At 71.2% G+C, this 14,413-nt stretch carries 8 protein-coding genes; all 8 read right to left on the bottom strand.

Translation table 11 applies throughout. The features are described from left to right. Positions 1 to 56: 56 nt before the first annotated feature. Complete coding sequence (locus SNA_RS21380; RefSeq protein ID WP_078970073.1) at positions 57 to 773, bottom strand: tyrosine-protein phosphatase; 717 nt, start codon at positions 771 to 773, stop codon at positions 57 to 59. 85 nt (positions 774 to 858) lie between these two features. After that, positions 859 to 6,159: a type I polyketide synthase gene (locus SNA_RS21375; protein ID WP_044366227.1), complete on the bottom strand. Its 5,301-nt coding sequence runs from the start codon at positions 6,157 to 6,159 to the stop codon at positions 859 to 861. 79 nt (positions 6,160 to 6,238) lie between these two features. Further along, on the bottom strand, positions 6,239 to 6,430 hold the full coding sequence (locus SNA_RS21370) for a ferredoxin (protein ID WP_030068755.1): 192 nt from the start codon (positions 6,428 to 6,430) through the stop codon (positions 6,239 to 6,241). Positions 6,431 to 6,483: 53 nt separating this feature from the next. After that, positions 6,484 to 7,680, bottom strand: coding sequence for a cytochrome P450 (locus tag SNA_RS21365; protein WP_030068754.1), 1,197 nt, complete (start codon positions 7,678 to 7,680; stop codon positions 6,484 to 6,486). 28 nt (positions 7,681 to 7,708) lie between these two features. Beyond that, positions 7,709 to 8,767 (bottom strand): DegT/DnrJ/EryC1/StrS family aminotransferase, encoded by a 1,059-nt coding sequence (locus SNA_RS21360; protein WP_030068753.1) that lies wholly within the window; start codon positions 8,765 to 8,767, stop codon positions 7,709 to 7,711. An 88-nt stretch (positions 8,768 to 8,855) separates the two neighbouring features. Beyond that, the gene (locus SNA_RS21355) at positions 8,856 to 10,505 is read right to left on the bottom strand and encodes a GMC oxidoreductase (protein ID WP_044366224.1); all 1,650 of its coding nucleotides are present in this window, start codon (positions 10,503 to 10,505) and stop codon (positions 8,856 to 8,858) included. Positions 10,506 to 10,519: 14 nt separating this feature from the next. Beyond that, positions 10,520 to 12,400, bottom strand: coding sequence for an ABC transporter ATP-binding protein (locus SNA_RS21350; RefSeq protein WP_063894095.1), 1,881 nt, complete (start codon positions 12,398 to 12,400; stop codon positions 10,520 to 10,522). Next, entirely contained in the window at positions 12,378 to 14,186 is a 1,809-nt protein-coding gene (locus tag SNA_RS21345; protein WP_037792216.1) for an ABC transporter ATP-binding protein, read from the bottom strand. The genes SNA_RS21350 and SNA_RS21345 overlap by 23 nt, the downstream gene beginning before the upstream one ends. Positions 14,187 to 14,413 lie beyond the last annotated feature (227 nt).

Below are 14,413 nucleotides of genomic sequence, written 5' to 3'. Positions count from 1 at the left end.
GGGGGCGTCGTTCGTGCCGACGGTCAGGGCCTTCGGGCCGCCGACCGACAGGACGGTCAGCCGGTGAGCAGCGCCTCGCGCAGCCGCTCCAGGTCCCGCTCGCTCAGACTCAGCCCGTCCCGCAGATGTGCGTCAAAGGCATCGGCGACGATATAGCGCGCGCCCGTGGGCACGCGGTTCGGGGCTTTGGCGCGCTCGCCCGGCATGCGCAGGTCGAAGTCCGTACGGATGCCGAGGCGCTGGAGCTTGGCCAGGTCGGCGTCGGTGAGCGCGTGCAGATTGTTGGTGCGGTACAGGACGCCCATTTTCACCCACCGGCCGTCGGCGGTGCGACAGCCGCCCACGTCGCGGAGGTGGGCGGCGCCCTCCAGGTGCAGCGAGCGGTCGGCGAGGGTGAGCGGCGCGCCCTGGTCGGGGACGAAGCGGAACCACTGGCGGTCGGCGGCGGGCAGTCCGCGCACGGTGACGGAAGCCTCGGCCCCGCCGTGCGCCACGGCCCTGTTGCCGGCGTAGACCCGCACCGAACCGACGCCGGGCGCCTTCCAGGACACGGTGAACGAGCCGTTCTTGTGCTGGGTCACCGTGGCGTCGGTGAACGGAATTCTGCGCACGGCACGTGGTGCCGGCGGTGGGTAGCGGCCCGCTTCGGTGGGCGCGCCGAGGGCTGCGGCCGAGGCGTGGGGCACGGTGACCCCCACTGCCGATACGGCGGCCACGAACGATACGGCGATGTGGCGAGCGGTCAGCACCGCCGCCGTGGAATGGCAGTTCATATCGGGACCTTAAGGCCCGAAATGGTGTGGAATTACCTAGAGTTCGCGAAGTGGGTCGCGCCGGGCCGGGGCCCGGCCGCGCCCGTCAGCTCTCCGCGTCCATCAGCCGGAACAGTTCCTCGTCACTGGCCGATACCAGGTCCAGAGCCCCGCCGGAGCCGGCGCCCGTACCGCTGCCCGACCCCGTCGTCCCCGTCGACACCGCCGTCACCGCTTTCAACCGCGCCGCGGTCTCCTCCGAGACCTCCGCACCGGCCGTCAGCAGGGACTCCAACTCGGCCACGACGGAGGCCACATCGCGTGCGGGGGAGGCCGGTCGCGCGAGTCGTTCGCGTACGAGTCGGACGACGGCCTTCGGCGTGGGGTAGTCGTAGACGAGCGTGGCGGGAAGCCGCAGGTCCGTGGCTGCGATAAGGCGGTTGCGCAGTTCGACGGCGTTCAACGAGTTGATGCCCATCTCCTTGAACGTGCGGTGGCCCTCCTCGCCGTGCGGCTCCTCGCCAGGCGTCTCCTGGCCGCCGAGCACGGCCGAGGTCTCGGCGAGGACCAGGGCCAGTACGAGCGCGTGCTGTTCGGCCTCGTCGAGACCGGACAGCCGGGCCTCCAGCCCCGGCGGCTCTTCACCGGCCGCCGTCCCGTCCGCGGTATCCGCGACGCCCGCGAAGCCCCCGTCGGCGGTCGGCCCCGCCGAGCCCGCCGGAGCCGACGCCAGCCAGAACCGCCGCCGCTGGAACGCATACGTCGGCAGGGCAACGGGCCGGGCCCCGGGGAGCACCGCGTCCCAGTCGACGGGAACGCCCTGGGCGTGCACCCGGGCGACCGCGGTGAGCAGGGCATCCCGCTCCGGCACTCCGGCGCGCAGACTCGGCACCAGGGCGGTCCCGGGCTGCCCGTCGGCGGACTCCAGGCACTCGTCGATCATCGGTGTGAGTGCCGGTTCGGCACCCAGCTCCAGGAACCCGGTGACGCGTTCGTCCCGGAGCCGGCCGATCGCGTCCTTGAAGCGGACGGACTGCCGCACATGCCGCACCCAGTGGTCCGGGTCGCGCGCCTCCTCGCCGGTCAGCGGGCGGCCGGTGACGGTGGAGACGAGGGGAACGGCGGGCGCGGCGTAGGACAGCGTGCGGACGACCGCGCGGAACTCCTCCAGCATGGGGTCCATCAGCGGCGAGTGGGGCGCGGTGCTCACCATGAGGCGCCGGGTCTTGTGTCCGGCGGCGGCGAGCCGGTCCGTGAGGGCGACGAGCGGGGCCTCGGCGCCCGCGAGCACGAGGGAGTGCGGACCGTTGACGGCCGCGATCGACACCTCGTCCGTCAACTCCGCGAGCCATGGGGTCACTTCGGGTTCCGTGATGCGTACCGCCACCATCGCACCGCCGGGCGGCAGCGCGCCCATCAGCCTGCTACGGGCCGCCACCAGGGTGCACGCGTCCCGGAGGCCGAGCACGCCTGCCACATGGGCGGCGGAGATCTCGCCGACCGAATGCCCCACCAGCTGGTCCGGCACCACGCCCCAGGACTCGAACAGCCGGTACAGGGCGACCTGGACGGCGAACAGGGCGGGCTGCGTGTAGGTGGTGTCGTCGAGACGGGCCGCCTCCTCGGAGCCGGGAGCCGCCCACATCACCGAGGTCAGTGGGCGTGTCAGCAGCGGGTCCAGCGCGGCGCACACCTCGCCCAGCGCCCGTCCGAAGACCGGGAACGCCTCGGCCGCCGCGCGCCCCATGCCGCTGCGCTGGCTGCCCTGCCCGGAGAAGACGAAGGCCAGCAGGCCCGGCGCGGAATCGTCCGGGGTGACGCCCGCGGTCCGCTCACCGAGCCCGAACCGCTTTGCCGCGGCGAGCATTTGTGCCCGGTCGGAGCCGCTGACGACGGCCCGGTGCCGGTGCAGGGTACGGGAGGTGGCCAGGGCATGGGCGACATCCTGGGCCCGTAGACCGGGGTCGGCGGCCACCTGGTCGGCCAGGCGGAGCGCCTGCGCGCGCAGCGCCGCCCGGCTCCGGGCGGACAGCACCCAGGGCGCGGCCGCGTCGCCGGACGGCTCCGGGAGTCGAGCCGGTGAGGAGGCGCACCGCGCCTCCTCGGGAACCTCGGCCCGCGCCCCTGCCGCCGCCTCTCCCGGCGCCTCCTCCAGGATCACGTGCGCGTTGGTGCCGGTGAGCCCGAACGAGGACACCCCCGCCCGGCGCGTACGTCCGCTCTCCCGTGGCCAGGGCCGCGCCTCGGTCAGCAGCCGTACCGAACCGGCGGACCAGTCCACCTTGGCCGAGGGAGCGTCCACGTGCAGCGTCTGCGGCAGGACGCCGTGGCGCAGCGCGAGCACCGTCTTGATGACGCCGACGACCCCGGCGGCGGCTTGTGTGTGCCCGAAGTTCGACTTCACCGACCCCAGCCACAACGGCCGTTCCACAGGCCGCTGTTGGCCGTACGTGGCCAGCAGCGCCTGCGCCTCGATGGGGTCGCCGAGCGGCGTGCCGGTGCCGTGCCCCTCCACGGCGTCCACGTCCTGCGGCGTCAGCCCGGCGTCGGCCAGGGCCTGGCGGATGACGCGCTGCTGTGCGGGTCCGCTCGGCGCGGTGAGCCCGTTGGAGGCGCCGTCCTGATTCACGGCGGAGCCCCGTACGAGCGCCAGGACACGGTGTCCGTTGCGCCGGGCGTCGCTCAGCCGCTCCAGCAGAAGCAGCCCCGCGCCCTCCGACCACGCCGAGCCGTTCGCGGCGTCCGCGTACGCCATGGAGCGGGAGTCGGGGGACAGCGCGCGCAGCCGGGAGAAGTGTGCGAAGGGCGCCGGGGTCGCCATGACGGTGACGCCGCCGGCCAGCGCCAGGTCGGTCTCGCCCGAGCGCAGCGACCGGCAGGCCAGATGCAGGGCGACGAGGGAGGACGAGGAGGCGGTGTCGACCGTCAGCGCGGGGCCTTCGAGCCCGTAGGTGTAGGCGATGCGCCCCGAGACCGCGCTGCCGGCGGTCCCGGTGATGAGCATGCTCTCCCATGCGCTGGGCGCGGCGGACGCGCTGGTTCCATAGCCGCGGTCCATCGCGCCCGTGAACACGCCCGTACGGCTTCCCCTCAGGGACTGCGGGTCGATGCCCGCCCGCTCGAAGGTCTCCCAGGCCGCCTCCAGAAGCAGCCGCTGCTGCGGATCGGTCGCCGTCGCCTCCTGGTCCGACAGGCCGAAGAAGCCCGCGTCGAAGTCGCCCGCGTCGTGCAGGAAGCCGCCTTCGCGGGCGTACGAGGTACCCGGGCGGTCGGCATCCTCGTCGAACAGCCGGTCCAGGTCCCAGCCGCGGTCCGTGGGGAAGGGGGACATCGCGTCGGTCCCGTCGGCGAGCAGCTCCCACAGGGCGTCGGGGGAGTCGGCTCCGCCCGGCAGCCGGCAGGCCATGCCCACGATCGCCACCGGGTCGGCACCGTCCGCCGGGTTCTCCCTCGGCTCGTCCTGGGACGGCTCCTCCTGCTCGGCCAGGACGCGCGCGACGGCTCGCGGAGTGGGGGAGTCGAAGGCCAGGGTGGCCGGGAGCGGCAGCCCGGTCTCCTCCCGCAGCAGATTCCGCAGCCGCACCGCGCCGATGGAGTCCAGGCCGAGCTGGCGGAAGTCCTTGTCCGGGGAGAAGAAGTCCTTGTCCGGGGGGAAGGGGACGGCCGCGCCGCCGTAACGGAGCACCCGGCCGACGCAGTCGCGTACGAGGTCCAGCGCCTCCTCGGCCGTGTAGGGCGGGACCGCGCCGAGACGGGCCGGAACGGACACCTCCGCAAGGTTGGCGAGCAGCCGCTTGAGCGCCCCGCGGTCGAGCTTCCCGGCAGGGGAGAAGGGAAGCTCGCGCACGGTGACCAGTTCGAGGGGGATCTTGTGGTCGGCGAGCCCCAGCCGGCGCAGGAACGCGGTCACCTCGCTCAGGCCGATGGTGCCGTCCGCGTGGTCGGTCACGACCAGGCACGGGTACTCCCCGAGCCGGTCGTCCGGTGCGCCGACGACGGCCAGCGGGCCCAGGTCCGTAAAGCCGGAGAGCAGTCCCTCGACCTCGCCGGCGCTGAACTTCCGGCCCCCCGTATTGATCAGCTCGGCCGCCCGGCCGTGCAGCACCACCACGCCGTCCGCGTCGACGGTCGCGAGATCGCCGGTCCGCAGCCAGCCGTCGTCGGTGAGGGCCGAGCGCGTCAGCTCCGGTTCGCGGAAATAGCCGCGGAACAACCCTGGCCCCCGGTACTGGAGTTCACCCCTCTCGTCCGCCGCGCACTCTTGGCCGTGCTCGTCGACGACGCGCACGTCCACCCCGCTGACCGGCTCTCCCACACAGCCGTCGGGGTGGTGGGCCCGGGTGCGGGTGCCGGTGCCGATCTCGGACATCCCCCACACCACGACCAGTTCGCAGTCGAGGACGGCGCGTACCCGTACGGCGAGCGCGGGCGCGACGGCGGCCCCCGCGGTACGCACCTGGTACGGCGTGAAGCCCGCCGGTTCGCCGGTCCTGGCCAGTCGTGTCACGACGTCCCGCAGTTGGGCGGGCACGGCGAACACGACACGGGGGCCGTGCTCCCGAGCCTGTTCCAGGAAGCGGTCCACGTCCCAGCCGGTGAGCAGGACCTGCGTGCAGGCGGCGAACAGCGCCGCGTGCAGGGACTGGAGGCCGAACAGATGGGTCATCGGGCAGGCCGTGAGGACCGGACCGTCGAAGGCGTCGGCGGCCTCGGCGGTGACGGCTGCGGTGTTCGACAGCAGACCGTCGTGGCTGTGCACACACAGTTTGGGCCGTGCCGAGACCGTCCCGGACGAGGGGACGAGAACGAGCGGCATATCGGGGGTGACGTCCACCGGCCGGGGCCCGCTGCCCGCCCAGGCCGCCAGCAGCCCGTCCAGCGACCCGACGCCCGGATCCTGACTCCCCACCTCCGACGGATCCCGACTCCCCGTCTCCGACGCCCCGGCCAGCAGCACGCCGCGCAGCGACGGCACGCTCTCCAGAAGCGAACGGGCCGTCGCCAGGCCGTCGCTCCCGGCGGCCGACAGGACGAGAAGGGCGGGTTCCGCCCGGGTCAGCAGCGCGTCGACCTCCGGGAGCGGGGTGCCCTGGTGGATGGGCAGCAGTACCGCTCCGACGGCCGCGACGGCCAGGTGCAGGGTGGGAAACCTCCCGCAGTTCGGCAGCCGCACCGCCACCACGTCACCGGGTGCGATACCCGACTCCTGCAACCCGCGGGCCAGCGCATCGACGTCTGCGCGCCACTGCGCCCAGGTCCAGGAACGGTGCCCGTCGACGAGGGCCACTGCGTCGGGGGCGGATTCCACGGCGGCCTCGAACACAGCAGGCAGTGTGAAGCCACCCCCTCCATGCGCGGTGTCGGCGGGCGGCTGGATCGCGTAGTCATCTGTGTGGACGGGCACCATCACTCCCGGATGTCAAGCACTCTCGTCAGTTGTGGGGACAGGCCGGGGTTCGGACACCAGCTCCTGCCCGGGGCGGGTCTCAGCCCTCGTGCACGGTGATCGCCCCGGACGGGCACAGGGCGCCGGCCAGCCGGGCCTTGTCGTACTGGTCGGCGCCGGGCTCGGTGAGGAGGGTGACGAGTCCGTCGTCGTCCTGGTCGAAGAGCGCGGGCGCGTTGAGCGCGCACTGGCCTGCTCCCACGCAGCGGTCGGGGTCAACGGTGATACGCATGGCGAGGTGTCTCCTGCGGTGGATGGGGGGCCGCCCGGCGGTGCCGGGCGCGGCTACCAGCGGACGGGCAGCTCGTTCAGGCCGTAGAGCACGCCGTCGTACTTGATGTCCAACCCGTCGGTGGGCACGGCGAGTTCGAGGTTCGGGATGCGCTCGAAGAGTTTCCGGTACGCGACTTCCATCTCGATCCGCACCAGGTTCTGTCCCAGGCATTGGTGTACGCCGTAGCCGAAGGCCACATGGTGGCGGGCGGACCGGGACGGGTCGAAGGCGTGGGGGCATTCGAAGGCGTTCTCGTCATGATTGGCGGCGGCGACCAGCGGCACGATTCCCTCGCCCGCCTTGATGAGCTGCCCGGCGATTTCCACGTCCTGGACCGCGACGCGCAGGGACACCAGGTCGGCGACGGAGTGGAAGCGCAGGGTCTCCTCCACGGCCCGGTCGTCGCCGATCCATTGGGGGTTCGCCAGCAGGGTGACCACGCCGAGGGCGATGTTGTTGGCCGTGGTCTCGTGGCCGGCGATGAGCAGGAGCATCAGCACGCCGGACATTTCGTGGGGGGCGATGGCACCGGTGGCCAGCAGCCGGGTGATGAGGTCGTCGCCGCCCCACTTCTGTTTGATCTCCACGAGCCGGTTGATGTACCGCAGGAGGTCCTTGGCGGCGGCCATCCGGTCGTCGTCGGTGGAGGAGCGGAGGGAGACCAGGACGCGGGTCCTGGACTCGAAGAACTCGCGGTCGGCGGGCGGCACGCCGAGCAGTGCGGAGATCACCAGGGAGGGGATGGGCAGGGCGAAGTCGGCGACGAGGTCGGCGGTGTTGCCCGCGGCCAGCATGGCGTCCAGTTGGGCGTCCACCGTGCGTTCGATCGCGGGCTTCATCGCGCGTACCCGCCGGACGGTGAACTCCGGGATGAGGGCCTTGCGGAACCGGTCGTGCTCGGGGGAGTCCATGCCCACGAACCAGCCCGGGATCTGGTCCTGCTTGGGCACACCCAGGTTCCCGACGTTGGGAAATCCCTTGTGCTCGGGGTTCGAGCTGATGCTCGGGCTGGTCAGTACGGCGCGTACGTCCTCGTGCCGGGTGACCAGCCATACCCGTTTGCCGTCGGACAGCTGCGAGAGGACGAGCCCCTTCCGGTCGCGGTAGTCGGCGTAGTCGGGCGGCGGGAACGGCACGCCGGGCTTGCGCTGCGGAAAGTCGACGGCCGGCGGATCCGTCTCGGGCGCGGCCGGGTCTGTGTACGTCATGGGTGGGTGTCCCCTTTCCAACGGGCCGTCAGCTCGCGCCGTAGAACGCGCGGACCCGGTCGATCACGAAGTCCTGGTCGGTGGCGGACAGTCCGGTGTGGGTGGGCAGATACAGCCCGTCCTCGGCGAACGTATGCGCCTTGAGCGAGGGCCAGTCGGGGTGGAAGTACATGGGCTGCCGGCTCATCGGCTTGAAGAACAGCCGGGTCTCGATCGACTCACCGGCCAGGAACTCCCGTAGCTCCTCGCGGCGTTCGGCCCGCAGGTCGTACATCCACAGCACGTCCCGCGGCGGCATCAGCGTGATACCGGGAACTCCGGCGAGCCCCTCGTCATAGCGCCGCTCGATCTCCCGCCGCGTGGCGAGGATGTCGTCCAGCCGCTCGACCTGGGCGAGCGCGACGGCGGCCTGCATCGCCGTCATCCGGAAGTTGTAGGCGACCTTCTTGTGCAGGAAACTGTGGTCCTTGGTGAACGCCATGGCGCGCAGATGCGCCAGCTGCCCGGCCAGCCTGGGGTCGTCGGTGAGGCAGATGCCGCCCTCGCCCGCCGTGATGATTTTGTTGGCGAACAGCGAGTAGCACGCGATGTCCCCGACCGGGCGGACACCGTGGGCCTCGGCACTGTCCTCCACGACCCGCAGGTTGTACTGGTGCGCGATATCCATCACGGCGTCCATATCGCACCGCCGCCCATAGATGTGGACGGGCATCACGGCCTTCGTCCGCGCCGTGATCTTCTCCTCGATACGCGTGACATCGATATTGAGGTCGTCTCCGCAGTCCACGAACACGGGCGTCGCACCGGTGTAGGTGACCGCCCATGCCGAGGCGACCATCGTGAACTCCGGAACGATCACCTCGTCCCCCGGGCCGATACCCAGCGCCCGCAGCGCCAGCGTGAGCGCCGCCGTCCCGGACGAACAGGACACGCCGTGCGCGACGCCGTTGTAGTCCGCGAAGGCACGCTCGAACCGCGCGACCATCGGGCCCTGGGACGAGATCCAGCCGTCCCCGACGGCACCGGTCACATACTCCAGCTCCCGGCCGTCCAGAGTGGGCCTGGACACGGGGTACTTGAACGACATCCGCTGCCTCTTCCTTGTCTTCCTCGTGGTCCGCGTACGGACGTGTGTGCTCGTGCGGCCTGATGACGACAGGCGGGTGGCGGCACCGCTAGGCGGCCTTGACGTCCTCCGCGATGATCCGCTCGATGTTCCGCTCGGCCAGCGCCGTGATGGTCACGAAGGGGTTGACCCCGATGGACCCCGGGATGAGCGCGCCGTCCGTGACGTAGAGGTTGTGGTAGCCGGCGACCCGGCCGTACCCGTCGGTGGCCTTGCCCAGGACGCAGCCGCCGAGCGGGTGGTAGCAGAAGTCGTCGGAGAAGTTCTTCAGCTGCGGCCCGAACAGGTCGTAGCGGTACATCGTGCCGTTGGCCTTGTTGATGCGGTCGAAGAGCGACCTGGCGGCGTTGACCGCGGGCGTGTTCTGGTCCCGCGTCCAGCGCAGCGCGGCCCGGTCGGTGGCCTTGTCGTAGACGAAGGTGCCGCGCTCGGGGTTCTTGGTGATCGCCAGATAGAGGCTGACCCAGGTCTCCAACCCGGCGGGCATCGGGGCGATTTCGGCGAAGACCGGGGCGGTGGGGTTGTTCCAGTCGTCGATGCCCAGAGCGGGGATCGAGGACTGGTGGGCCCCGGTGGGGTTCCAGACGTGGTTGGCCCGGCCGGTCATGATGTTGCCGTTGGGGCCCCAGCCCGCGCCGACCTCGGCGTTGAGGTCGGGCAGCGCGCCGGTGTCCCGGGCGCGCACCAGCAGTTCGGTGGAGCCGAGGCTGCCGGCGCCGAGGAACAGGTGACGGCAGGAGATCTCCTTGTGGGCGACGGTCTGGCCGGCCGTGTCGATCTGGTCCACGGACAGCACGTAGCTGCCGTCCGGCTGCTGGTGGATCGCCCTGACCTGGTGCAGGGTCTCGATGGTGACCTTGCCGGTGCCGAGCGCGGCGGCCAGGTAGGTCTTGTCCAGGCTCTGTTTGCCGTGGTTGTTGCCGTAGATGACCTCGGTCGCCAGCGCGGACTTGGGCGACTCACCGTTCGCCTCGCGCCGCATGTAGTCGAAGTCGTAGACGTTGGGGACGAAGGTGGTGCCCAGGCCCGCCTTGCCCGCCTGCTCGCGCGAGACCCGCGCGAACTTGTACCACTCCGTCTCCTCGAACCACCCCTTGTCGATGTGGTTCACCTTGAGCATGGAGTTGGCGCGCGGGAAGTACCGGTCGTACATCTCGGCGGCGTCCACCCGCGGGAGGACCTCCTCGAAGTACGAGCGCTTCGGTACGACGGCCATCCCGCCGTTGACCAGCGAGCCGCCGCCGACACCCCGCCCCACGTACACCGACATCTGGTCGAAGTGCACCTTGTCCAGCACTCCCGCGTACGGGTCGATGTCGCGGTTGATCACATCCAGCCACAGGAACGAGCCGAGCGGGGCCTCGGTGCGGGACTTGAACCAGCTGGAGCGGCGGTCGGGCGAGAGCATTCCGCAGAAGACGTTGCCGTCGTCGGCGGGCTTGTTCCACAGCTGGCCCATTTCGAGCATGAGCGTGGGAATTCCGGCCTCGCCGAGCCGCAGCGCGGAGACCGCGGCGCCGTATCCCGTACCGATCACCACGGCCGGTACGAACGAGCCGCTGCGGGCCTGCGGACTGCGCCGGTCGGCGGCCGCGGCATGAGGGGCGGAGGTGATCGTGGTCATTCCGGCGGCTGCGGCGCCGCCGAGGGCGGCCAGTCCGAGCAGACGGCGCCGTGACAGATGCTGGTTCTCGAACATGCCGGTAATCCTGGTCAGGAAAGACTGGGGGAAATGCCAGAGGTACGCGGCGCCGCCGTCGCATCGGGCCCCGCCGTCGCATCGGGCCCCGCCGTCGCATCGGGCCCCGCCGTCGCATCGGGCCCCGCGGTCGCATGCAGCCGGGCGTAGGCCCCCTCGGCGGCCAGGAGCTGGTCGTGGGTGCCGCGCTCGACGATGCGGCCGTCTTCCATGACGAGGATGAGGTCCGCATCGCGGATGGTGGACAGCCGGTGGGCTATGACGAAGCTGGTGCGGCCCGCGCGCAGCGAGTGCATCGCGCGTTGGATGAGGACTTCCGTGCGGGTGTCGACGGAGCTGGTCGCCTCGTCCAGGAGCAGGATCGAGGGCCGGGCCAGGAAGGCCCGGGCAATGGTGATGAGCTGCTTCTCGCCCGCGCTGACGTTGGCCGACTCCTCGTCCAGGACGGTGTCGTAGCCGTCCGGCAGGGTGCGGATGAAGCGGTCGGCGCAGGTGGCGCGGGCGGCGGCCACGATCTCCTCGCGCGTCGCGTCGGGGCGCCCGTAGGCGATGTTCTCGGCGATGGTGCCGGAGAACAGCCAGGCGTCCTGGAGCACCAGGCCGATATGGGAGCGCAGGTCCTCGCGGGTCAGGGTGGTGATGTCGGTGCCGTCCAGGAGGATGCGCCCCGCGTCGGTTTCGTAGAACCGCATGAGGAGGTTGCCCAGCGTGGTCTTGCCCGCGCCGGTCGGACCGACGACCGCCACGGTCTGTCCGGGTTCGACGGTGAGGCAGAGGTCCTCGATGAGGGGGAGGTCGGGGGAGTAGCGGAAACCGACCTTGTCGAACCGGACGTGTCCACGGGCCTGTGGGAGGCGTGCGGGCCGCTCGGGGTCGGGGCCTTGTTCGTCGGCGTCCAGGAGGTCGTGGACCCGCTTCGCGGAGGCGAGGGCGGACTGGAGGCGGGCGGCGATGCCGGCGACCTCGACGATCGGCTGACTGAACTGCCGGGAGTAGAGGATGAACGCCTGGACGTCGCCGATGGTCAGGGCCCCGGAGACCACGCGCAGCGCGCCGACGACCGCCACGACGACATAGCCGAGGTTGGAGACGAACATCATCGACGGTTCGATGGCGCCGGAGACGCACTGGGCCCTCGCACCGGCGCGGTACAGGGCGTCGTTGTGCTCGTCGAAGACCCGCTCGGCCTGCTCGCGCCGCCCGAAGCCCTTGACCAGCGCATGTCCGGTGTAGACCTCCTCGACATGGGCGCTGAGCGCTCCGGTCGCGGACCACTGCTGGGTGAACCGCGGCTGTGCGCGCCGGCTGATCCGGGCCGCGATCACGGCCGACACCGGTACGCAGGCCAGCATGATCAGGGCCAGCGGCGGCGAGAGGGCGAACATCAGCACCACCATGGTCAGCACGGAGAACGCCGCCGTGATCAGCTGGCTGAGGGTCTGCTGGAGGGTCTGCTGGAGGTTGTCGACGTCATTGGTCACCCGGCTGAGCACCTCCCCCGCCGGGTGGCGGTCGAAGTACCGCAGCGGCAGGCGGGCGAGCTTGGCCTCCACGGAACGGCGCAGTGCGAAGACCACACGCTGGACGACGGCCGTGACCAGCCGCCCCTGGAGGAGGGTGAGGAGGGAGGCGGCGGCGAAGAGCGCGAGCGCCGTCAGCAGCACACGGGCGATCGCGTCGAAGTCGATGCCTCTGGATCCGTGGGTGTGCCGGATGCCGTCGAAGATGAGGTCCGTGGCCCTGCCGAGGAGCATCGGACCCGACGCGTTGAGGACGACGCCGCCGATGCCGAGGGCGACCGCCACGGTCACCGGGGCACGGTGCGGGCGCAGCAGTTCCAGCGTGCGGCGGGCCGGGCCGCGCCACTCGTGGCTAGAGCTGTCCGTCGAGACCATGGACAGCCTCCTGAAGGGTCGTGGCGGCTGCGGCGTCCGTGCCGGTGCCGTCGTGGTCACCGGTGATCGCGGTGAGCTGGGACCGGGCGATCTCCCGGTACGTCGTACTGGTGCGCAGCAGCTCCTCGTGCGTTCCGGTGGCGGCCACCCGCCCCGCGTCCAGGACGACGATGCGCCCCGCGCGGCGGACGGTGCTGACGCGCTGGGCGACGGTGACCACCGTCGCCCGGGAGATCTCCGGCTCCAGGGCGGCCCGCAGCGCGGCGTCCGTGGCGTGGTCCAGCGCGGAGAAGCAGTCGTCGAAGAGATAGATGTCCGGCCTGCGCAGCAGGGTGCGGGCGATCGCCAGGCGCTGCCGTTGCCCGCCCGACACATTGGTGCCGCCCTGGGTGAGGGGTGCGTTCAGCCCGCCGGGCAGGAGCCGCACGAAATCGCGCGCCTGGGCGATCTCCAGCGCGTGCCAGAGTTCGTCGTCGGTGGCGTCCGGGTCGCCGAAGCGCAGATTGCTCGCGACGGTGCCGGAGAAGAGGTACGGCCGCTGCGGTACGAAGCCGACGGTGCGGCGCAGCACCGCCGCGTCCAGGGTGCGGACATCGACGCCGCCCACGTGGACGGCGCCGTCGGTGGCGTCGAAGTGCCGCAGCACGAGGTTGAGCAGGGTGGTCTTGCCGCTGCCGGTGCTGCCGAGGATCGCCACCGTCTCGCCGGGCCGGACGCTCAGATCGATGCCGTGCAGCACCGGCTCCTTCGCTCCCGGATAGCGGAACCCGGCTCCGTACAAGGACAGTTGGCCGGCTGCGGGCAGCGCGCGTACGGGCTCACTCGGCGCCGCCACGCTCGGCTCGGTCGCCAGCACCTGCTGGATCCGCTCGGCCGAAACCCTCGCCCGCGGCATCGCCAGGCACACGAAGGTCACCATCACCACCGACATCGTGATCAGCGTCAGGTAGCTCAGAAACGCGCTGAGCGCACCGAACCGCATCGCCCCGGCGTCGATGCGGTGGGCGCCGAACCACACCACGGCTGCCATGAAGGCGTTGAGGACCAGCAGCACCAGGGGGATGACCGTGGCCAGCAGCCGGCCGACGCGCAGCGAGATGTCACGCAATTCGGAATTGGTGCGGCCGAATCTCGCGCCTTCGTGGGCGTCGCGCACAAAAGCCCGTACGACGCGGACTCCGGTAATGCGTTCGCGCAGCAGCCCGTTGATGCGGTCCAGCTGTTTCTGCATACGGGCGTAGAACGGATCGGTGCGGCCGAGAATGAGGCCGAAGGACATTCCGACGGCCACCATCAGCGCCACCAGGAGCAGGGAGAGCGGGACGTCCTGCTGGAGTGCGAGCGCGATGCTGCCCAGACACATCAGGGGCGCCGACACGACGACGCCGAACGCGGACAGGGCCAGCACCTGCACCTGCTGCACATCGTTGACGGTCCGCGTCATCAGCGACGGAGTGCCGAACCGCCCGACCTCGCGGGCCGAGAAGTCCAGCACCCGGCGGAAGACGGCCGAGCGCAGGTCGCGGCCCATCGCCATGGCCGTACGGGCGCCCAGCGCCACCGCGGCCACGGACGCCGCGATCTGCACGAGCGCCACGGCCAGCATGGCCAGGCCGGTCCGGGTGATGTAGCCGCTGTCGGCCCTGACCACGCCGTTGTCGATGACCGCGGCGCCCAGTGTCGGCAGGGCCAAAGTGGCCAGGATCTGCACCAGTTGCAAAAGCCCCAGCAGGGCGACGGAGCGCCGGTGCGGCCGCAGATGGATTCGCAGAAGACATAGCAGCACCCGGACAGTGCAGCGCACCGCACACCGGAAAACCCCTAGATCCCGGCGGCAGGGCCCCGCGGGGCCGCACCGGATCCGGCTGCGCCCAGGGAAACAGGCCACGAACACCTGGTGGTGGGGACTCGGGAATTCCCTAGTGTGCCCGGAATTTCTTGACATCATGACCGGCCGCTTGGAAGCGTGCGAGGACCCAGCGTCCGGAACGCGGCGTATTCGATGCCGGCCGA

Origin of the sequence: Streptomyces natalensis ATCC 27448 (assembly GCF_000935125.1) — a bacterium.
GTDB lineage: Bacteria > Actinomycetota > Actinomycetes > Streptomycetales > Streptomycetaceae > Streptomyces > Streptomyces natalensis.
The sequence above is the reverse complement of the archived record's forward strand: the minus strand, read 5'-3'. Positions and strand labels throughout refer to the sequence as shown.